Below are 20,233 nucleotides of genomic sequence, written 5' to 3' on the forward strand. Positions count from 1 at the left end.
GCGCAGGATATGAAGAGCGGACCTCCGGCACCCAAGGCGGCGTTTCATCCCAGGACGGCCGCGCACCGGGAGAAGGGACTGGGCCGGCTCCGCCTGCGTGATTCCGTTGCGATGGCTGTCGGGGGCATGATCGGCGGGGGCATCTTCAGCGTCCTGGGTGTGACCGTCGCACTTGCCGGGCACCTTGCTGTCGGAAGCTTCATCATCGGAGGAGCCATCGCCATGGTGACCGCGCATTCCTTTGCGGCGCTCTCGGCACGGGCGGGACGCTCCGGCGGCCTCTTCGTCTACCTCCACAATGCCGGATTCCCGCGCACCGGCTCCTACATCTCCTGGTTACTGATGTTCGGGTATCTGATCGCGTTAGCGGTCTATGGCTTCACCTTCGGCCACTACGCTGCACACGCGTTTGGTCTGCCGGGGGCGTTCGCGAACGGATTCGCGGCCCTGATCCTGCTGGTATTCCTCGGGATCAACCTGCGCGGCGTGGGCGCATCGGCACTCTCGGAAGACCTTGTGGTCCTGATCAAGGTAGCCGTACTTGCCCTGATCTCCGCGATCGGGTTCGCGCACTTCTCCCCCGAGAGGCTTGCTCCGCTGGATGACAAGGGCCCGGCCAGTGTCATCGTGGCCTCGGCATCGATCTTCGTCGCCTACGAGGGGTTCGAACTGCTCTCCTACGACTACGACGACCTCCTTAAACCACGCCGGACGCTGCCGCGGGCGCTCTACCTCTCGGTCGCGATCGTCACACTGGTCTACGTCACCGTGACGATCGGCTCCCAAATGCTTGTCAGCGACGGCATCATCGTGGCCCAAAAGGAAGTAGCCTTCGCCGCTGCCGGGCAGGCGGCCCTCGGGACGGCGGGATACTGGATCGCGAGCCTCGGAGCGCTCCTGGCGGCGGGTTCCGCGATCAACGCCACCCTGTTCTCCACAGCACGCCAGATGCACGAAATCGCCCTGGCGCACGAGCTGCCAGCCGCATTCGAAAAAACCCGGTCCGGCCTGCCCGTCACCGCGCTCGTCTTCCTGGCCGTCTTCGGCGCAGCCTTCGCCATGCTGCCGGACATCACAGCCCTGCTGACCTTCGGATCGGCGGTCTTCCTGGCCGTCTTCGGCACCACGAACCTTCTCGCCGCCCGGGTCCTGCCGGGATTCTGGCCACGGCTGGTCAGCGGCACCGGGTTTCTGGCCTGCCTCGGCGCCCTGATCGTCCTGATGATCCTCCACGACCAGGCCACCTTACTGCTCATCGGAGCATCCCTGACCTCCGTCTCCGTCCTGCGGCTCGCCTTCGTCCGGCACCGGAAACACAACGCGAAAGCCGGTGGGGCGTGAACCAGCCCAACGTCTGAAGACAAGCTCCGGCCGGCCTCGGGCAAGACCGACCCTGCAAGCGGCCTTCGCGCGCTGGCGCCGGCGTGCAGTCGGGCCGTGGTCATGACCTGCAGGCCCGCCCGCGGGGCCTGGCGGAGCCGGAGCGCCGCAGGCCTGAACCGGTCCAGAGGTCGTGATCGCGGTCTCACACCTCCCGGTGAGCGTCCTGCGAATCACAGCCAGACCCGGACGTTATTCTTTGACGGTTGCATGAACATGACGCCCGTCAGCGACTACTTGTGTGCTCTTGCCCTCGTTAGAATGGGAACCGTGGGAAGACCACTCAACTGATTGCGTGGAGGCAGGAACATGTCGCAAAGCAACGAGTTCGAAGAGCACACCGGCGAGCCGCGCGGCGGGCGGAAATCAAAGGACGCAGAGGTCCGCGGCCGCTACGTGGAAGGCGACTACGGCGAAGCCGGCACTGAAGCCGGTCGCCACGCTGGCGACGACGAAGGCCAATACGCCGAAGGCGATTATGGTGCAGCCGGCAGCGAGGCAGCCTTGACCGCTTCAACTGACAAAGATGCAGAAGAATCCGGACGCTTCGTGGAAGCTGACTACGGCACCGCCGGAACGGTCCACGGCCGAACCGCAAATACAGAAACCGGCCAATACGCCGAGGGAGACTACGGTACGGACGGAACCGTGGGCCCCCAACGCGATGGCGGAGCAGACGCCGAAGCAGACACAGAGTGACAGCACATCCGGTCCGGACGCACGGCCCGACCGCTGCATCGTTATTCAGGCAGGTCTGGCTCCTGGTCGCGGACGCTGGGCGTGTTCGATTGAATTCCGAGGGCTACCGATTCGAGTCCGCTAGTTCTTCCGGCCAGAACGCGGCGCAGGCCGTCCAAGGTGTTGCGTTGTGCTCGCCTTTTCGGCAACGACCAACAGTGGTGTCCATCCAGTTAGGGCTTATGCCGCTTTGATGGGTGTCTTGCCGTTGGAGGATGCTGCGGCCACATTTTCACGGGCCAGGAACGCGGAGAGTTCACCAATAGTGCTCATCAGCGGAGCCGGGAAGACAACGGTGGTGTTCTTATCCACGCCGATTTCAACCAAGGACTGCAGGTTCCTGAGCTGCAAGGCCAGCGGGTGGGCCATCATGGTATCGGAAGCGTCTCCAAGGGCTGTCGCGGCGATGGCTTCGCCTTCAGCGGCGATGATCTTCGCCCTCTTCTCACGTTCGGCCTCAGCCTGGCGGGCCATGGCACGCTTCATGCTATCGGGTAGCTGGATGTCCTTCAGCTCCACCAAAGTCACTTCGACGCCCCAATCGATGGTCAAAACGTCGAGGATTTCACGGATGTCAATATTGATCCGTTCGGTCTCGGACAAGGTTTGGTCCAGCGTATGGCGGCCGACGACTTTCCGCAGCGTCGTCTGGGCGATCTGGTCGATGGCCGAGGCCACGTTTTCGATCGCGACCACAGACTTCACAGCGTCCACGACCCGGTAATATGCCACCGCAGAGACGTCGACACTCACGTTGTCCTGGGTAATAATGCCCTGAGACTGAATCGGCATGGTCACGATCCGCAAGCTCACCAGCGGCAACCGGTCAATAACCGGGATGATCAGCCGCAAACCCGGATCCCTGACTCCCATGACTCTGCCGAGACGGAAAAGGACGCCCTTCTCGTATTGACGCACGATCCGGATCGACATTTTCGCCACGATGAGCAGCAGTACTACAAGGATGATGACAATGACAATGGTGGGGTCCATCAGGATCCCCTCCCTGGCTTTGAGCAGGACGTGCCGGCGCCGGGCCGGCTCCGTGACAGGCGCCCCTCCTCAATGGTCCCACCAAGACGCGCAAAAAGCGCCTCGCCGACGAGACGCACCTATCAGGGTTCCGGCGAATGGTGATGATGTCCCTACCAGTTCTGTCCCGGGAAAGGGGAACCGAAGGGGCCAGGAGCAGTGCCTGGTCCTTATGAAACCCTGTACTAAGCGCGCCCGGCGCCCAAGCGGGGGACGGCCCAATAGCCGCGGAGCGCCGGTACCGGCGAACACCAGTGGGGCCTGCGTCGGTTTATCGCACCCGTCGGTAGTAGTCCTTCCAGATCAGTCGGTGTATCGGGACGCGGCGGGGCAGTGACCTGAGCCCCGGGATGAAGGGGACAAGGGTCAGCAGAAGAGTCAGCAGGACCATGATGGAGACGACGAGTATGTCGGCGTTGGGGGAGGATTTAATCGGCTCCACCTGATACAGGAAGGAGAATAGCCAGAGCCAGGATTGGCCTGGATAGTTACCGGTCTCGTTCATCATGCCCCACTGGTCCCCGGTCAGGTGAGCGGTGTCGGCCAGCCCTGGGAAATAGGTTCCGTCTCCGAGGAACAAGACGCTGGGGGTGTAATCGGTGCTATAGAAGGAGCCTTTGGCCTGGAGCACCCCGTCCAGGGCTCCTTGCTGGGCCATGGTGAGCAGAGCTCCCGTGAGCGCGGGGACGGGGCCGTAGTCGCCGCTGGCAACCTTCGCAGGGTCGTTATCGGGAGCTTTCGAGAGGGCATCGGTGTAGGCTGCGGCCCAGTCCGTGTGCTGCTGGTCTGTTCCGGCGGTCCAGTCGGACACCGCGCTGGGCGGTGAGGGCAGTGACTTCAGCGGGGCGATGACGAAATCGTTGGCGGTATCGATAGGAATCCGGACGCCGGAGAACGTCTGCAGATCGATCGGACCGAGCTTTTGCGATGCATCCGGTGTTGAATTGTACGGAGGGCCGTACCCGGCGGTTTTACTGGTGCCTCCTAGTTCCGCGGTCGCGGTCGCGACGAAATCCGACGGCGCCGCTGTCGCCCACGATTTGAGGGTGACACTGGGATCATCCGGAGAGCTGAAGACCGCAGAGAGTCCGAGCACGAGCAGACCGACGACAATGACGCCGACCGTAAGTTCCTTGAACAGGTCGTACTCGCGTGCCCTGCCTCGCCATGGCCTGCTGGCGATATCGTCCCGCTTGCGCCAGGACATCGGGGCTGGTTTCTTACTCATTGGTCCTCACCTTCCCCGGCGGCGCTCCCGGGAAGGTCCTCCTGGAGCTGCGCGTCGGTTGCCGCTGCCTCCAGCGGAGGTACTACCCCGTGCATCCGAACCAGCAGCACGTGCAGGGCGACGACGCCGGCCACCGCCAGGGGTAGAAGGGTGATGTGCCACATCAGGATCTGGCCCAGGTTGGCGACGTTGAACCAGGCCCCGACCCCGACGGCGTTGAGGGCGTCCTTGGCCTGGAAGGCGATCCACTGCGAGTCGAAGTTGGTTTGGAGCAGGTATCCGGTGAACGCAGTGACAATGGAAACGACGAACGCGATCATCCCCGTGATCCAGGTCAGGACACGGCCACCCCGCCAGGCCGCCATCCAGTACTTGCCCCAGAGGTGGATCACCATGAACATGAAGAACAGCTCCACGCTCCACAAGTGGGTGCTGTTGATGAAATGGCCCAGCCCGGAGACGTGGTACCAGGCTGGACCGTTCAACGCCAGGATGCAGCCGGAGATAATGATGTAGACCAGCGCGGCGATGGCGCCCATGCCGAACACATAGATCCACGACGCGACGTAGCTGGGCTGGTCCTCCGGCAGCAGTTTCTCCGGGGGAAGCCGGCGCAGCATCCAGCCGCGCGTTTTACCCGTCCAGGTCGAGAACCGGGGCTCTTCTTCCACCGCATCGGCAGCGGAATTGCCGTCGGCGGTCATTTCCGGCCTTTGCCGCGAGGAAACGGGAGGAACAACGCAACCACAAACAACACGATCATCAGAACGATGACAATCAGGTTCCCGAACTGAATCAGGAAATTACCCCATCCAAGATAAATTCCGGGATCCGATATTCCAGTCTCCACCACAAACGATCCGCGCATAACGGCCTCCTGCCCAGGAAGGGCATATCGGGATACCTCAGGAACCACCTTCAAAACTCAGAGTACAGCGCCGTGCATCAACCGTTACCGCCGTCACGCTGCCCACTTTTCAGGTTCCGCAGCCACACCCGGGAGGGACGTGGCACTGGCAACGACGCCGGCGACGCTGAAGACCCGAATGCCGCCCCGATCTCCGAGGACTGAATCGTCGCTGGCTTGAGGAACCCAGCCGGGGTGGCCCCGCAAACACCGGAACTTACCAACCGCCTCCGGAGTCATCATCTACGTGGAAATCCCTCCACGCGGCGGCAGACGCCACTTTTTCACAAGCTGCCCCACCCGAACCCTGCAGGCCCGGCGGACAGCCGCAGCTGACCGCCGCCGGCCGGGCTTGCCCGCCCGAGCACGCCCGAGGGCGAATGATATTCAGGTCATGCGGCGCTGTGGGTATGGCAGGTGGTCCCGGAACATGGCGTAGGGGTGTCGCAGCGTCTTCGGGGCAGTGCCACCAGTGCCTGATCGTGTGGCGTTTGTCTTCGCTGCGTTTCCGCTCGGAGTAGGCCCGTCGCCGGGACTCGGCCCCCCAGTACTCCGGGAGGATCACCGGCAGCCGCCACTGTCGCGGACGCGGCAGCTACGACCGCAGGCTGCTGCGGGTCTCCTATCTCTCCGGGCTCCCAGCCCTGAATGGCCGCCCCGCCGCACGGGACCAGGCCGACCGCAAAAGCAGCGAAGGGACGACTCAACGTCCTTTGGGCCATGCTCCGCGACGGCACCCCTACACCCCTGAGGGCCCTGCTGCATGACTGATCCAGATCCCTTCCCGTGGGGCACAAAAGCTTGCTGCGGCCGCGCAGGCTGGGAGAGCGGACCCGCAGACTCTCCCGGCGTGGAAGGGTTAGCCCCGGAACCTTCTCGCGGGCAGGTTGCCGGCGTAGCATGACCCGTGGAGCCGCGAACTGTCCCGGTGAACCGCCGCAACATCTTGGAACGGAACAGTGGCCCGGAGAGGCCTTGGAGGCGCCCATGCACGTCATTATCAACTCAGACCACAATGTTGCTCTCTCCGAGACGTCCAGTATCGAGATGTCCTCGACGGTGGAAGCCACGCTCGGACGATTCGATTCGTACCTGACGGGCGTGGAAGTTCACTTGAGCGATGAGAGCGCCGGACGGAGCACCGGCGATGACATCCGCTGTCTGCTCGAGGCCCGGCCGGAGGGCCTGAATCCGGAAGTCGTCACCAACAATGCTTCCTCGGCCAACGATGCGTTGAACGGGGCGCTCCGAAAGATGGTGAGCGTGCTAGATACCACCTTTGGGCGACGTGACCACCGCAAAGGCGGCACCCCGATGGGCCGGATCGAACCCGGCTAGGCCGGTGAACAATGGGCACCAGGAATCAGGACGACGCGCCCTTGCGTCAACCGGGACGCGACCAGCATCGAATCCAATGATGGATATCCAGGCTGGCCCGGGGAAAGCAAGACCGCGCGGCGCAGCGGAAACAGGTCGGACGGTGGGAGAACGAGGGCGGAGCCGTGAGCAGACCGGAGACAAAGAATCAGCGGAATGGTGGAGATCCGGCTTCGGGCACCGGGAGAGGTTCAGGTTGATCATGATCTGGATCTTCCATGTCCTTTCGCAAGACCCTCACCACGGGAGGTATGAGCTCTGCGACCTCGAGGGCCAGCCGGGCTGGGACAAATGGCGCACTGCTTGGATCCGCTTACGCACCGCCAAGGCCCCGGTCTGCGGACATTCAGGCGCGGCAGACCCGTTTAGTTGCACCACGGCCGCCTGCCTATTGCCTTGACCGGGTCGGTTTCTTAGCATGAGGGAACACGGGCCGAGTGTGGAACCAGCCGAATATTGGAGTGCGTTGCGATGACTGCAGATGAAACCCATCAACTGGTGAAACTCAGCGACACCGACAGAACCGTCGCCCTGGGGCAGGAAGATGTCCGCGGATACTCGGTGAAATCCCGCGACGGCGAGGATATCGGCAGCATCGAGGACCTTCTCATCGACCCGGTCAATGACAAGGTGCGGTTTCTGATCGTCGCCTCAGGCGGGTTCCTCGGCATTGGTAAGGACCATGCTTTCATCCCGGTCGATGCCGTCACCGGCATCAGCGTCGATGAGGTCACCGTTGACCGGACGCGCGAACACATAGCAGGGGCTCCGGAATATGCCCCGGAGCTCAGCAGCACCCGGGCCTATCAGGAAGCGGTCTTCGGCCATTACAACTACGCGCCGTATTGGAGCGCCGGGTATCTCTATCCCGGCTACCCTTTCTCGCACTGACCGGGGGTCTCGGACCGTCCGGCCCCGGGACCGGACCTGTCGGGACCCCGGGCCCGGTGTCCGGGCAGCAGGTACTCACTGAGCATCGCACGATGGCTCCTACTAAGAGGCCGGGAACTACACCACTCCACGGGACGTAGCCAGTGCCGAGAGGAAAGCTCCCCGGGTGGAGATGCATGAACTGCATTCCGTCGATCGGTTGATTGCTCCTGCATCGCTCCACGGAATTATCGATGGCGTCGCAATAAAGCCGTGATCGATGCTGGCTCTGGATCTACAAGCCGATCTCCCGGACGCTGGCGAGGTTGGTGGCCCAACCACGCAGGATAAGGAGGTAGAGAAGACTGTGAGCTTTCACTTTGAAACGCACATCAACGGGCGGTACGAACACTGTAGGAATGGGCGAAAACGTCACCCGGAACGTGCAGATCGGGACACGGCGCCCCCGAACCGAAATGTCACTTTCAGAAGTCGTCTGCACAAATTTCACTACTCCTCTGCACAGCCCTCCGTGTCTGTAGGGGAGCGGCTTGCGGGACGCCGGCTACGGGTAGCCGTGATCCTTGTCATGCCTGAGGGTTGTCCGATGAGTCGGGGTGTCGATGGGCGTGATCTTCGTGGCCGGAGTGATCGTGGCTGGAGTGATCGTGGCTGGGGTGATCCCGTCCGGCAGTGGGTGAGCCGCCCATCATTTTGAGCATGCTGCCGGAGCCGCTACGGAAGAACACCACGAGCAGGACCAGCCCAAGGAGGATGAAGGCGATATTGAGCCAGGTCGTGTAGTTCCAGCTGATACCGGCCTCGATGATCGAGAGGTGCCGGTTGGTCGGGACCAGGTGCAGGGGGGTGAAGGTCAGCTCGACGACATAACCGGCGAGCACCATCGCCGCGTAGAAGATCGCGGTGATGCGCAGTGCCGCCCTCGTGCCGTAATACTTCCGGTAGATGAGGATGATCGGGATGATGATCAGGTCGGCGAAAATGAAGCTGATCACTCCGCCGAAGCTGATGCCGCCATTCCACAGGACTGCGGCGAGGGGTACGTTTCCGACCGAGCAGACAAAGCTGATGACCGCGATGAGCGGTCCGATCAGTGGTCCGAGGATGAACGCCAGGACCGGGTCATGGACGAAGAAGATCGCTTGCAGCCAGGGTTTCGGAACCCATGCGGCGAACGCTCCCGCGATGAGCAACCCGATCAGGATGTCGCGGAGCACGGCCGCCCAATCCATCACGAAGTACTGAGATACCGAGGTGATGCCGGCGCGGGAGAACAGCCTCTTCCAGAAGCTGCCTTCCGCCGCGACGGACATGTCCATCGCTGCGTGACCCTCCATCGAGCCGGCCAGACCTTTGTCGGCTTGCTCCCGGGCGGCATCCACAATCTTGCTCCGCATCCACATCCGGAACCCGAGGGCGACGAATACGATGATGAACGGGCCGCCGACGAATTCCGCCAGAGTGAACTGCCAGCCCATCACGAACGCCAGAATGAGCCCGAGCTCGAGCACCAGATTCGTCGATGCGATCTCGAACGCCATCGCGGCCGTGAAGTTGGCACCCTTGCGAATCAAGGCCCGCGCCAGGGCGACAGCTGCGTAGGAGCACGACGAAGACGCAGCGCCGAGAACAGCCGAAATCGAAAGGGAGCGAGGGGAGTCATCACGCATGAGAGCAATGATTCGCTCCTTGCGTACAACCGCCTGGATCACACCCGACAGGGTGAATCCGAGCACCAGGGGCCAGAGGATCTGCCATGCCATCGAGCCCGCGATGGCAAGAACATCGCCGATTGCTTCCAAGATGATCATGCATTCATCCTTTGCTCTTTAAGCTGTGCGACTACCCAATTGGGGGGTATTCCTGGTTACGCACGTTTTGAAAGGTCAGTCATGTGGCTTTCTAAATTTTTGGGGTTTGGCTGACGCCGGCGACGAGAGAGTGCTGGCTTTGCACCCGTTTTGTCATTTCCGGACCAGACTGCACAAATTTCAGAAGTCGTCTGCACGATCCTTACATGCGCAGGTGATATGCCCAGTTGAGGTGTACCCCAAACAGACGTAAAACCGGTGTGAACCGATGCCAATGGATACGTGGCAGGCTGGGGTCGAGATCGACATTTCTTGACACTTGGGTGGCGGGCTCTTAGCGTTGCCCTGCCACTATGGGGTGGGGAACAATGACTGGCCAGACTTTCGGCTATGTACGGGTCAGCTCGCTGGACAAGAACACGATCCGCCAACTCGACGGCGAGCATCTCGACCGGGTTTTCATGGACCAGGCGTCGGGGAAGGACCAAAACCGCCAGCAGCTGGATGCGTTGATCGATTTCGCCCGCGACGGCGACACCGTCCTGGTGCACTCAATGGACCGCCTGGCCCGGAACCTCGAGGACCTGCGCGCCATCGTCCGCCGGCTGACCGAGAAGAAGGTGCAGGTCCGGTTCGTGAAGGAGAACCTGACCTTCACCGGAGACGACACCGCGATGGCGACATTCCTGCTTTCCGTGATGGGGGCGTTCGCCGAGTTCGAACGGGCCCTCATCAGGGAACGCCAACGCGAAGGAATCACCCTGGCCAAAAAGGCCGGCATCTACAAAGGCAGAGGCAAGGCGCTGAACCCCCGGGCAGGCGGCCGACCTGGTACGGCGTGCCGCCGCCGGCGAGGCGAAAGCCGCACTCGCCCGGGAATTCGGGGTCAGCCGCCAAACCGTCTACCAATACCTTCAACCGGGCCCCAATAGAACGCCGCCGTCGAATCGTGCAGGCGTGTACTGAGCAAATGACCCTCTGTGCAGACGAGCACGGACAACTCACCGCTCACCACTCGCCTGCACAACCCCCGGAAAATCAACTCAACCAGTGCAGCCGAGTATTGAAAATGACACGAAAGACCCCTGGTGATGCCGGGCAGTCAACCTGCTTCCCGGAACCGGCCCGGGTGCGTCGCGGCTATTTGCCGGTGCTGCCCCGGGGTGACGTTGAAGGTTTTGTTGTCCTGGCCAGGCAGGACAACGACATCGACCTTCTGGCCCGGTTCTTTCTGGCGGAGAGCCGCGGTCAGTTCCAGGGCGTTGTTGATCGGGGTTCCGGCGAATTTGGTGATGATGTCCCCGGGCTGGATGCCGGCCTTCTTGGCCGGGCCTCCCGGCTGCGCATCCAGGACGAGGGCGCCCTTCGCCGTGGAAAGGCTAAACTGCTGGGCGACCTGCGGGGAAATGTCGGTCGGCACAACGCCGAGGACCGCGTGCTTGACCGTGCCGCTCTTCAACAATTCGTCATCGGCCTCTGTGACTGCGGTGGCGCCGGCCGTACCGCTTCACTTCACGGAGCAGCTCCGCGTAACTGAGCGAGACGCGCCCTTCGTCGAGCGCGGACGAGTCAGGGAACCGTTCTGCGGTTCCCACGAGGATCCGGATTGCAGGACGGCCACCGACCAAACGGGTCGAAAGCCCCCGGGTCCCGATGCTTCGACCGCGGAGCCGCCGTGGATGCCCGCGGGCGGTTTAGCAGGTGATCGGATTCTGGAGGGCCACCCGGGATCCGATCGGCAGATCGGACCGCCCAGCCCCTTGCGGCACGCGTCAGCCGGGCCCAACGCTGCGCCGGCAAGGCAGTTTTAAATCATGTTCTTGAGTGGTGGGTGGAAGAGCATAATGAAACCAGCGCCCCGGACCTGCGGGATCTTCGATTACCTCGTGCGTCACTTTCCAGTGAAAGGAGCTTGCGAGATGTGGACCAACACGGATGTTCATGTCCACGCGTTGACCGCCACCAATGACGCCGACATCAGCGATGCCCCTATCTTGGGTCATGTTCCACCGGTAACGAACCACGGAATGCACACCTGGGAGAAGGACGTTTGGAAGGAACGGGACCATGAGTGAAAACGGAGCAACGGTTGATCCGAGCGCATCCGAACCCGTCCGGGTTCCAGGTGCCTCCCGCGGCGACGGAGGGATTGTCGTGGGGGTGGACGGTTCTCCGGGATCGCTGGCGGCCTTGGAGTGGGGACTCGCGGAGGCGAAGCTACGCGGCGTCACAACCCTTGCGGTCTTTGCCTGGCAACCTCCCGAATTTTACCCGGCCCAGAACGCATGGACCCCGCGGATCGGTCCCTCCGGCGAAACGGCGAAACAATTGGCTGATGAAGCGACCGCCGAGATAACCAGGATCGGGGAAGACGCCGCGGGACGACATGGGGTGAAGATCAGGTGCGAGGCCGTCGAGGGGCACCCCGCAGAAGCGCTCATTCGTACAGGCCAGGACGCGGCCATGCTGGTGGTAGGTTCCCGTGGCCATGGCGGTTTCGCCGGGGTTCTGCTTGGTTCGGTGAGTCAGCATGTGGTGGCCCACGCCCGCTGCCCGGTCGTCATCGTCCCCGATCCCGGACGTGAAGGCCTCCGGTCATGATCGGACATCCGGACTTTGTGACCGAACCGTCGTGTCTTCGGGAAACAGGTCAGGATCTTGGGCTGTTGGCCCAGACGGAATCAGTGTTCGCGCTCTCCAACGGGCATATTGGCTGGCGGGCCATCCTGGACGAGGGTGAGCCGCACGGCTTGCCTGGCTCCTACTTAAACGGGGTGTTCGAGCAGCGGCCCCTGCCCTACGCAGAGGCCGGCTACGGGTATGGGGCTTGAGGACCAATGCTCGGGAAAGCCACGCTAAGCGGGGTGAGGGCCGCATAGCAGGGGTACTGGCCGGAGCTGCTGTTACGCCGGGCCGGGGCGCCGGCGGTGAGCCGACGTCCGATGCTTGATTTGGTGAGGTGGCCGTAGATCGTGGAGCGCGGAACTTGGAGCAGGTCGGCGATGCGTTGGACGGTGTGGTCCCCTGCGTCGTAGAGCTGTTGGACGTGGCGGACCTGGTCCGGGTGAGCTTCGGGCGCCTACCTCCGGTTCGTCCGCGGGCCCGAGGATCCAGATGAAGGTGCGCGGAGGTGCAGCGTGGGCAGCGCGGGCCAGCTGCGGGCGGTGGGCTGCCACCGTCCCATTTTGTCCGAAAACAGGACGTGTACTTACGCGACCACGATGTCGTCCTGGTCGTCTGGGCCCACGGCTGATCGTTTCTAGTGAAATATCGCGCTAGCGTCGGATATTTCACCTTTTCACAAGTCGCCCCTAGAAGACAACGTCGTTGCCGCTGTTCCAGTTCTCCACCACCTGCAGGCCCGAGTTGATTTCGCGGCGTAGGTCTTCGCTGGCGAGGTAGCCGGCGGCGAAGATTGTCCGCACGACACGTCCGAGTTCTTCCAGGGCCTCGTATGTGGGGTGTTTGGGGCCTCCTCGGGTGAAGCGGCGCAGGATTGCCTCCGATTCGGCAGTGCCGAGCTTGAGGGCAGTGGCGTATTTGACCATCTGGTCATATTGCTGGGCAATGATGTCCCAGTTGATCGGTCTGGACAGCACCGGGTTGATCTCCCCGTAGGCCTCCTCGTTGCTGGCCCGGTAGAGGCGGATCGAGCCGATGTTCTTCAACCTCGGCAGCAGCTTGAACCCAAGGAGCTCGGTGAACGCGAACCCCACGATCGAGGCCCCGTGGGTGTCGACGTAGTTCGCTTCAATCTCAGCATCGGTGTCAAGGCGCAGGACGCCTTCGATCATCGCCGCAACCTCGGACGAGGAGCAGTTCTTCAACTGCGAGTAAATGCACGTCGACTTCTTCTCCACGTGCCAGTAGATCATCACCCCGGGCCCGCCGTAGCGGTTGTGCCACTCGGTCATCAGGTTCGATTCCCAGGAACCGAACTTCTTCGAATCCGACGCGCAGGCGTTCCCTTCACCCCACCACTCCGGATTCCTGGCCTCGAACGTGGCGTTGACGACCTTCACGATGGCCTGACGCAGATTGTCCTTCGTAATGAATGTCCGGCGCACATGGCGTAGCTCCCGCTCGCTCTCTCCATGGCCGCCGGCATCAGTTACGGCTTTCAGTTACGGCTTTGATGCCCATGTTCGTACCGAGCCCGAAAAGACAGAGCAACAACCGCCGACGCAGGGTTTCACGGTCAAGGACCTCACGGGAGGCGACGGAGACGAATTCCTCGGTGAATCCGGTCAGGAAGTCCGCCTCCTTGAGGACTTCGAGTAAGTCCAGCGTGCCCCACCGTGACAGGACCTCGTCCTTGAGCTTGCCCAGATTCGCCGGCTCTTCGAGCTTTTCCAGCTTGGGCACCTTTATCCACGGAGCCCCACGGCGTCTGCTGATCTTCACCCCGCCGGTGGTATCGGCCAGCAGCCCGTTATCCAACTGCTCCAGTGATCGGGTCATTCTGGACTGCAGATCAAAAATGAACTTGGCCGGGTCCAGCGGTTTCCGCAAAGCCTCGTAGTGGAGCTCGCGGGAAGCATCGAAGTCCTGGGGCAGGTCATCTTCCGGATCCCGCCATTTACCTGCCCCATCGATGAAGACCTCGCGACGGCGCAATGAGTCCCGTAACGACACGAGCAGACAGAGCTCGTACGGGATCCGCTCAATCCTTCCCTTCTCGTGGTTATCCCTAATTAGGGATAAACATGATTATTCCGAGGATTCCGTTATCCCGGGTTTCCGCTGGCATCCCAACGCTCACCGGGTTTCTTGCACCCGATACTCGGGATAACTATTTGAGGCCGGCGAGACGGAGGATCAGGTCATCGGGTCCTTTCCAGATCGGGGCGAGGTCCGTTGTGGTGCCGGCTGCCTTTTGGATGGCTTCGCGGACCATCTGGTTGTCGGCCGATGCGTAGATGCTGGTGGTGGCGATGTTCGCGTGGCCAAGGAATTCCTTGATGTGGGGCAGGGGCACGCCGGCGCGCAGCATCTGCATGGCACGGGCGTGCCGAAGCTGGTGGGCGTGGATCTTTTCGGGAAGATCCGGAGAATTCACCCGGGCAACCGCTGCGTGTTTGTTCAGCAGGTAGGTGACGTTGTCCTGGCTCATCTGGTGGTGCTGGCCCGCCCGGCCCGTGTAGAAGAACAGCGTTTCCGGGGCGCGGGCACCGGGGTGAAATACGTCCAGATACTGCTCCAGGTGGCGCCCGGTTTTGTCCATGATGGGAAGGGTGCGTGTCTTGCGCCCTTTGCCCGTGAGTGTGACCTGGCCGATTCCCGGGGTGGTGTTCACGTCGCCGAGCCTCAGGTCAAGGACTTCCTGGATGCGCGCCGCGGCGTCGAAGAGCAGCAGGATCATTGTGGTGTCGCGCAGTCCGCGGCTGGTGTGTTGTCCCGGCGCCCGGATCAGTGCCTCAACCGCGGGCATGCTCAGCGCATCGGGGGCAAGCTCAGGTGCCCGGGCGGGGCGCACCTTTTTGATGTCCAGCCAGATCGCGACAAGCGCGGGGTCTTCTCCGGCGCAGTACGACAGGAAGGACTTGATGGCCGCCAGTCGTTGGTTTGCCGTCGTGGCGCTCAGTTGTCGGACGTCCATGAGCCAGGACAGGAACTCGGACATGCTGTTGCGGGTGATCGCCTCGAAGCCGACCTGCTCCAGCTTCAGGTGCCGGGTTTCACCCAGATACGCCAGCAGGGTGTTCAAGGCCGTCTTGTAGGAACGAATGGTGTGGGGGCTGAGCCTGCGTGACAGGGGCAGATGGATCGTCATCCAGCGGCGGACCAGGGCGAAGAATTCATCGGATTTCATGGTGTGCCTCCGGGAACATGGATTCAATGGTTGCATTGGCAAGGCCGCGCAGGTCGGGGTGGAAATCGGCGGCCAGATGGAAGTAGTACCAGGTGTCTTCCGTATTGCTGTGCCCCAGATGAAGGCTCAGATAGGCGACGAGCGCTTCCGGGTTCCGCCCGGCGCGCACCCACCGGTTGATCAGTTCGATCACATGGGCATGGCGCAGATCGTAGGGCCGCGGAGGGGACTCGGGAGATGCCGCGATCAGCGGGCCGGCGGCGGACAGAAGCTCATGGAACCAACAGTCAGGGATTGCGTTGCTGTAAAAATGTCCCTGGTGGTTGGGGAAGAACGGTATCCGGTCCGGGTGGAAGGGACTGATGGCGGTATCGTAGTGGCGGCAATACTTCTGCAGGTCCGCTGACATGAACAGCATCCGGTCCTTGTGTCCCTTGGATTCACGGATCAGCACCGAACCACGGGCCAGGTCGACATCGTGGCGGTGAAGCCTCCTCGCCTCTCCCGGGCGCAGGCCCAGGCAATAAATCATCCGGAACACCACCGGAATGATCAGTTGCCGCTGGCCACCAATCGGCGAAGCCTTGATCGCGTCGGCGGCAACAAAAAGCGCCCGCAACTCCTGGTGGGAGAAGATATGCGGACGGTAATGAACCCGACGTCCGGGAACGCCCGTCGGGATGATGTAGGCCTCGATTCCCAGCGAGGCCATGTGCTTGGCGAGTTGCCTGATGGAGGTGACTCTCTTGAGCTGGCCGTTGACATGCTCGGCTGGATGCTTCACGACCCAAGCCATGGCCATCTCCCGGGTCAGTGTGGGCGCTGTCGGAAAGTCCCGAGCACACATCTCGTCGAAGGACACCAAATGACGTTCCGAGGTGTTATAGGGCAGTCCCATCGCATGCTTGAGATCCAGGAGGCCTTGGATATGAGGTGCCAAGCCGCTGATGAACGTGCTCATGGTTTCAGCCCGGTCGGCTCGATCCCACTGAAATCAAGGCAGCATTCCCGCATACGCTCTTCGTCGGCGGAAAGATAGTGCTTGGCCGAGGAAATTCCCCGGTGGCCCAGGGCCCCGGAGATTACGGGCAGCGGTGTACCGCGTTCGAGCATCCGGGTGGCGAAGGATGACCTCAGCACCCGAAAGCCGTGGCCCATATCGGGCTGGGAACCGAGCCTTGCCCGGGCGAAGGCACCGGCCGCCATGTGGTGCAATCTGTTCAAGGGCGCCAAGGCGACGTACGGGGCTTGTGACCGCAGGAACACGTGCTCATCGTTCCCGCCGGTGGGTCTGTTGTGCAGCAGGTAGTCGGCGATGGCTTCTCCGACGTCGGCCAAAAGCGGCAGTCTCAGCACGGCTCCCGTCTTGTGTTGCACCAGGGTGAGGTGTCCTTGCCGCCAGTCGATATCCTGCAGGCGCAGGGCGACGATGTCGACGGGGCGCAACCCCGTGCGCGCTCCCAAAAGGAGCATGGCACGGTCACGGATTCCGGTGACAGTATCCGGGTCGGGCGAATTCGTGAGCATCTCGACCTGCTCGGCTGGCAGCACGGAAACATGCCTCACGCGTCGTGAAGCACTGCTCGGAACTGCCCTGGAGAGACCCGAGCAGCCCTGGGTCTCCTCAAGGAAACGACAGAGCACCCGGACGGCACTGAGCACCGTGCTCATGCTGCCTGGCTGGTAGCTTTCGGCCAGGGAAACCAGTGCCAAAGCCACATCTGCGCCAGTCAAGTCTTGAGAACCGGTAGCACCTTGCTTTTGCCATGATGCCAACGCACTGCGTCCAACGGTTGCCCGCAGGTCTTTTGTGGCTTGGGCCAGTCCTTGGCGGGCCAGCCACGCTTCGAATTGCTCCTGAATCGGGCGAAACACCTCATTGAGCGCATCGTTCGGCCGCGTGTGCTTGGAGAGCTTCCACCTATACGTCCCGGTTTTCTGGACCTCCGAAAGCACCAAGGCCGACTTGCGCAGGAGCTTGTATTTCCACTCCTTGAACCGGCCCTCGGTGCGTTCCGTGGCCAGGAACCGCACATAGGATGCCAAGGCTTCGTCGGTGAGCGCGGTGATTCCTTGTTCGGAACAGAACACCTCGAACCGGTGCCACGCCCACCGATACTGCATCAACGTCGAGGGCGCATGATTGAGCTTGAGGAGCTCGGTGTCGGACATCTCGACCAGCTCATCAATGGGGATCTTCATTTCTTCCTCACCTCTATGTGAAAACAAACAGGGGTGAGTCAGCGTAGTCCCGGATTGTTATCCCGAGTATGGACTCAAGAAACCCGGTGAGCGTTGGGATGCCGGCGGAAACCCGGGATAACGGAATCCTCGGAATAATCATCCCGGACGGCACCTTCCCAGGACTTGGGCACCACACCAATAACCGGAACCGGCTCGTCGGCGGCAAAGAACTGGTTCTTGCTTCCAGCATCCGCGTACCGTTTCAGCAATGCGATGGCATCCATCATGGGACGGAATGCCGTGTTGTGGCACCGGAACCGCAGCACGGACAGCAGTGCTGGCAGCATCCGCCGGTAATGATTCGAGTACGAACCACGCAACACGGTCCGGACTTTGCCCTGGAACACGCTCTCGTTGGCTTTTGCTTCCTGGACCAGCTGCCGCAGGGTTTTCTCGCTCACCACGGGGAACACGGCCTTCCGGACCGTCTCATCCGGGCATGCAACCGCTGTCTCGGCCAGTTTGAACAGCAATGCCGTTTTCCCGCGGACCCTTTGCAGATCCTCGGTCAGTTCTTTCTCGACCTTCTTCACCGCGCTGGTATTGATCTTCAACACCAGGACCAGCAACAGATCCATTAGGCTGTCAACAATCTCCGCGGTGCGTTGATGACACAACGCCGCCAAGAGCGTCAAGCGCACCGGCCGCGTGGCGCCCTGAAAATCCGATGGATACATCCGTGCCGCCCTGGCACGCCATGCGCTCACGACCTTCTCCGACACCCCGGCAAACAAGTCCGACGGCAAGTCCAATCCCTGGGCCGCTGAGAGCTTCTCCACCTCCGCCAGCAACGACTCCAAACCAGCCGGGCCCGGATCAGCCTTCAACACCGACAACAGAGAACCCGCTGCACCGTCAGCGACGAGAGCTTCCAGGCCAACAGCGCCGTCCTGCCCCAAAACCGTGAGGACATCAGCACAAAAGGCGCTGCTCAAACAAGGCCCGGCCAGCACCAACTATCCTGCCCGCACGCCCCGGCGGCTCAATCCGCTCCTGACGGCACCGGGACTACAAAGCATCAAGAAGCGCAGACTCACGAACTTCCGACGGACAAACCCGCTCCGCCAACCAGCCCGCCAGCCGGGCCTCATCAGCGGAGGTGAACTCACGAAAACCAAACACTGATCGGATATCGGAGCGATGACGCTCGATTGTCCGACCGGTCCACATATACGAAACAAGGCCTTCCGCCGGAACTCCGACCTGCTCAGAAACATAGGCCACCGCCGCGGGATCGAATTCCTCTGGTCCACTCGGGAATCTCGCTTCGATCTCGAAAAACTTCAGCAACAGAGCGAAGCCCAGCCGTGTGGGGCCAGGTTTCTGGCCAAGCAGGTCCAAATCGCGCCCGACCAATGTCCAGCCCTCAATAAGTCCAGGATTCACTCGACCACGATCACACAAACAGGCGCCGCACCGCTACATACTTGGCGGCTCACGACACGTTCAGGAGGACCGGGCCTACGCCGTGGGCGCTGCGCCTTCCTTATCTGCGCTGAGAGCCCCTAGGCGCCCCCCTGCGCCTCAAGAAGCGCAGCAAGCATAAGGAGGGCGTCTTCGGCTTTTTCGTGTCCGGACGGGCCTTCGAGGGAGCTTTCCAGGACTGAAAGCTCCACCTCGCAGCCGAAGGGGAAATCAGCTGTCATAACCTCCAGCAGTGATCTGGCGTCGACGCCCTGAATTCCTGCACAACGGATGGTGACGGCGAGACCCGTAGCCGTCACCGCCCGAACGAATTCCGCCGCGGGACGGGCATGCAATCCGATCGAAGCCGAAACCACGGCCTTGTGAACTGGCAAAGCGTCTCCTTTATCCCGACGGCCGCACCGCCACCTGCTGAAAAATCTCAATCCAATATAGCTGGCCCCCGTCCCCGCCGCTAAACGAGCGGTGCCTTCGTCCGCTGGTCCAGACCTCTCGAAGGTTGGTTTAAGATAGGAACGTGACGAGCGAAGCAGTGATGGCACTCCGTGGCCTCTAATGCCGCGGGAATCCGCGGCGACATTGACCGCACAAGTGGTGTAGCCATCTACATCCAGCTCCGGGAGATCCTGCGGGCCTACATCAGTGCGTCATGTCCGCCAGGTTCCGGTCTACCGTCGGAACGCGATCTTGCCGTCCGGTTCGGCCTTGCGCGCATGACCGTCCGCCAGGCTATTGACGCCCTCGTTGGGGAAGAAGTCATCGAACGTGTGGTGGGCCTGGGCACCTTCGTTCGGAAGCCGAAACTGGACCTCCAGGTCAAACTCACGTCCTACAGCGAGGAGATGCAGCGCCGTGGGATGGTCCCGGCTGCTAAAGTCCTTAGCTTTGAGCAAATCGGGGCCAGCGCATTTTTGGCCCGTGAACTGCAGGTGGAGGAGGGGACACCCCTGGTCCGCTTCAGGAGGCTCTTGCTGGCCGACGGCGAGCCCATGAGCGTTGATGAGAACTTTATCCCCGCCCAGCGCGTACCTGGGCTACTGGATGGCGAGCCTCCCACCTCCCTCTACAACGTGTTGAGCGAGCAGTTCGGCTTGGTGATGGAATGGGGCGAGGACATGATTGAGGCCACGGCAGCTTCACCCTCCACGGCACGCCTTCTGAATGTCGATGTCGGGACGCCCCTGCTGAAGATTCAACGGCACGCATTCGTGGCGCGCGCCATGGTGGACTACTCCGTTTCGTACTACCGGGCGGACCGCTACAAGCTTTGGGTTCCACTACAACGACCCGGAGCACGAACGGCCCGGAACCATTCTTCGGGATACCGCAGCCAATAGCGGCAACGGGAAAGGCCCGGTCCATTTGGACCGGGCCTTTCCCGTTGGAGC

General features: G+C 62.0%; 21 protein-coding genes and 2 pseudogenes. 10 read left to right on the top strand and 13 right to left on the bottom strand.

Annotated features, from left to right (window positions below; all coding sequences use genetic code 11):
- The first annotated feature begins 9 nt into the window (after nucleotides 1–9).
- Nucleotides 10–1,341, top strand: a complete 1,332-nt coding sequence (locus tag ABIB27_RS10825) for an APC family permease (protein WP_354253871.1) — start codon at nucleotides 10–12, stop codon at nucleotides 1,339–1,341.
- Nucleotides 1,342–1,689: 348 nt separating this feature from the next.
- Nucleotides 1,690–2,079, top strand: a complete 390-nt coding sequence (locus ABIB27_RS10830; RefSeq protein ID WP_354216266.1) for a hypothetical protein — start codon at nucleotides 1,690–1,692, stop codon at nucleotides 2,077–2,079.
- 219 nt (nucleotides 2,080–2,298) lie between these two features.
- On the opposite strand, the gene ABIB27_RS10835 is transcribed toward ABIB27_RS10830, so the two are convergent.
- From ABIB27_RS10835 to ABIB27_RS10845, 3 genes are all read right to left on the bottom strand, one after another.
- On the bottom strand, nucleotides 2,299–3,111 hold the full coding sequence (locus tag ABIB27_RS10835; RefSeq protein ID WP_354216267.1) for a slipin family protein: 813 nt from the start codon (nucleotides 3,109–3,111) through the stop codon (nucleotides 2,299–2,301).
- 310 nt (nucleotides 3,112–3,421) lie between these two features.
- Nucleotides 3,422–4,378 carry a hypothetical protein gene (locus ABIB27_RS10840; RefSeq protein ID WP_354216268.1) on the bottom strand — a complete coding sequence of 319 codons (957 nt, stop codon included), beginning with the start codon at nucleotides 4,376–4,378 and terminating at the stop codon, nucleotides 3,422–3,424.
- Nucleotides 4,375–5,082 (bottom strand): cytochrome b N-terminal domain-containing protein, encoded by a 708-nt coding sequence (locus tag ABIB27_RS10845; protein ID WP_354216269.1) that lies wholly within the window; start codon nucleotides 5,080–5,082, stop codon nucleotides 4,375–4,377. The genes ABIB27_RS10840 and ABIB27_RS10845 overlap by 4 nt, the downstream gene beginning before the upstream one ends.
- A gap of 1,190 nt (nucleotides 5,083–6,272) precedes the next feature.
- Between ABIB27_RS10845 and ABIB27_RS10850 the strand changes: the two genes are divergently transcribed.
- Together ABIB27_RS10850 and ABIB27_RS10855 are read left to right on the top strand one after the other, a co-directional pair.
- Nucleotides 6,273–6,623: a hypothetical protein gene (locus ABIB27_RS10850; RefSeq protein ID WP_354216270.1), complete on the top strand. Its 351-nt coding sequence runs from the start codon at nucleotides 6,273–6,275 to the stop codon at nucleotides 6,621–6,623.
- Nucleotides 6,624–7,133: 510 nt separating this feature from the next.
- Nucleotides 7,134–7,553, top strand: coding sequence for a PRC-barrel domain-containing protein (locus ABIB27_RS10855; RefSeq protein WP_354216271.1), 420 nt, complete (start codon nucleotides 7,134–7,136; stop codon nucleotides 7,551–7,553).
- Nucleotides 7,554–8,119: 566 nt separating this feature from the next.
- Here the strand turns inward: ABIB27_RS10855 and ABIB27_RS10860 are convergent.
- Nucleotides 8,120–9,364, bottom strand: a complete 1,245-nt coding sequence (locus tag ABIB27_RS10860) for a permease (RefSeq protein ID WP_354253872.1) — start codon at nucleotides 9,362–9,364, stop codon at nucleotides 8,120–8,122.
- A gap of 368 nt (nucleotides 9,365–9,732) precedes the next feature.
- On the opposite strand from ABIB27_RS10860, the pseudogene ABIB27_RS19445 reads away from it, so the two are divergent.
- Together ABIB27_RS19445 and ABIB27_RS19450 are read left to right on the top strand one after the other, a co-directional pair.
- Nucleotides 9,733–10,083: pseudogene (locus ABIB27_RS19445) on the top strand (recombinase family protein); the annotation flags it as partial.
- Between the two features lie 109 nt (nucleotides 10,084–10,192).
- Nucleotides 10,193–10,330: a helix-turn-helix domain-containing protein gene (locus ABIB27_RS19450; protein ID WP_502909182.1), complete on the top strand. Its 138-nt coding sequence runs from the start codon at nucleotides 10,193–10,195 to the stop codon at nucleotides 10,328–10,330.
- A gap of 136 nt (nucleotides 10,331–10,466) precedes the next feature.
- On the opposite strand, the gene ABIB27_RS10870 is transcribed toward ABIB27_RS19450, so the two are convergent.
- Nucleotides 10,467–10,823, bottom strand: a complete 357-nt coding sequence (locus tag ABIB27_RS10870) for a S1C family serine protease (protein WP_354216273.1) — start codon at nucleotides 10,821–10,823, stop codon at nucleotides 10,467–10,469.
- A gap of 460 nt (nucleotides 10,824–11,283) precedes the next feature.
- Between ABIB27_RS10870 and ABIB27_RS10875 the strand changes: the two genes are divergently transcribed.
- The 3 genes from ABIB27_RS10875 to ABIB27_RS10885 are packed head-to-tail and all read left to right on the top strand — an operon-like array spanning nucleotide 11,284 to nucleotide 12,195.
- Nucleotides 11,284–11,439 (top strand): hypothetical protein, encoded by a 156-nt coding sequence (locus ABIB27_RS10875; protein WP_354253873.1) that lies wholly within the window; start codon nucleotides 11,284–11,286, stop codon nucleotides 11,437–11,439.
- Nucleotides 11,432–11,965 (top strand): universal stress protein, encoded by a 534-nt coding sequence (locus tag ABIB27_RS10880; RefSeq protein ID WP_354216274.1) that lies wholly within the window; start codon nucleotides 11,432–11,434, stop codon nucleotides 11,963–11,965. The genes ABIB27_RS10875 and ABIB27_RS10880 overlap by 8 nt, the downstream gene beginning before the upstream one ends.
- Entirely contained in the window at nucleotides 11,962–12,195 is a 234-nt protein-coding gene (locus ABIB27_RS10885; RefSeq protein ID WP_354216275.1) for a hypothetical protein, read from the top strand. The genes ABIB27_RS10880 and ABIB27_RS10885 overlap by 4 nt, the downstream gene beginning before the upstream one ends.
- A gap of 483 nt (nucleotides 12,196–12,678) precedes the next feature.
- Here ABIB27_RS10885 and ABIB27_RS10890 read toward each other — a convergent pair.
- From ABIB27_RS10890 to ABIB27_RS10925, 8 genes and pseudogenes are all read right to left on the bottom strand, one after another.
- Nucleotides 12,679–13,419: pseudogene (locus ABIB27_RS10890) on the bottom strand (Tn3 family transposase); the annotation flags it as partial.
- Nucleotides 13,420–13,471: 52 nt separating this feature from the next.
- A complete protein-coding gene (locus ABIB27_RS10895; RefSeq protein ID WP_354253875.1) occupies nucleotides 13,472–13,999 on the bottom strand; it encodes a Tn3 family transposase in 528 nt (175 codons plus the stop codon).
- A 157-nt stretch (nucleotides 14,000–14,156) separates the two neighbouring features.
- Entirely contained in the window at nucleotides 14,157–15,176 is a 1,020-nt protein-coding gene (locus ABIB27_RS10900; RefSeq protein WP_354253876.1) for a tyrosine-type recombinase/integrase, read from the bottom strand.
- A complete protein-coding gene (locus ABIB27_RS10905; RefSeq protein WP_354253877.1) occupies nucleotides 15,163–16,137 on the bottom strand; it encodes a tyrosine-type recombinase/integrase in 975 nt (324 codons plus the stop codon). The genes ABIB27_RS10900 and ABIB27_RS10905 overlap by 14 nt, the downstream gene beginning before the upstream one ends.
- The gene (locus tag ABIB27_RS10910) at nucleotides 16,134–17,378 is read right to left on the bottom strand and encodes a tyrosine-type recombinase/integrase (RefSeq protein ID WP_354253878.1); all 1,245 of its coding nucleotides are present in this window, start codon (nucleotides 17,376–17,378) and stop codon (nucleotides 16,134–16,136) included. The genes ABIB27_RS10905 and ABIB27_RS10910 overlap by 4 nt, the downstream gene beginning before the upstream one ends.
- Nucleotides 17,379–17,452: 74 nt before the next feature.
- Nucleotides 17,453–18,376 carry a hypothetical protein gene (locus tag ABIB27_RS10915; RefSeq protein ID WP_354253879.1) on the bottom strand — a complete coding sequence of 308 codons (924 nt, stop codon included), beginning with the start codon at nucleotides 18,374–18,376 and terminating at the stop codon, nucleotides 17,453–17,455.
- A 52-nt stretch (nucleotides 18,377–18,428) separates the two neighbouring features.
- Nucleotides 18,429–18,806, bottom strand: coding sequence for a DUF4158 domain-containing protein (locus ABIB27_RS10920; protein WP_354216277.1), 378 nt, complete (start codon nucleotides 18,804–18,806; stop codon nucleotides 18,429–18,431).
- A gap of 119 nt (nucleotides 18,807–18,925) precedes the next feature.
- Entirely contained in the window at nucleotides 18,926–19,219 is a 294-nt protein-coding gene (locus ABIB27_RS10925) for an HPr family phosphocarrier protein (RefSeq protein ID WP_354216278.1), read from the bottom strand.
- 171 nt (nucleotides 19,220–19,390) lie between these two features.
- On the opposite strand from ABIB27_RS10925, the gene ABIB27_RS10930 reads away from it, so the two are divergent.
- The gene (locus ABIB27_RS10930; protein WP_354216279.1) at nucleotides 19,391–20,182 is read left to right on the top strand and encodes a GntR family transcriptional regulator; all 792 of its coding nucleotides are present in this window, start codon (nucleotides 19,391–19,393) and stop codon (nucleotides 20,180–20,182) included.
- Nucleotides 20,183–20,233 lie beyond the last annotated feature (51 nt).

This window comes from Arthrobacter sp. UYEF21, assembly GCF_040546085.1.
Taxonomy (GTDB): domain Bacteria; phylum Actinomycetota; class Actinomycetes; order Actinomycetales; family Micrococcaceae; genus Arthrobacter.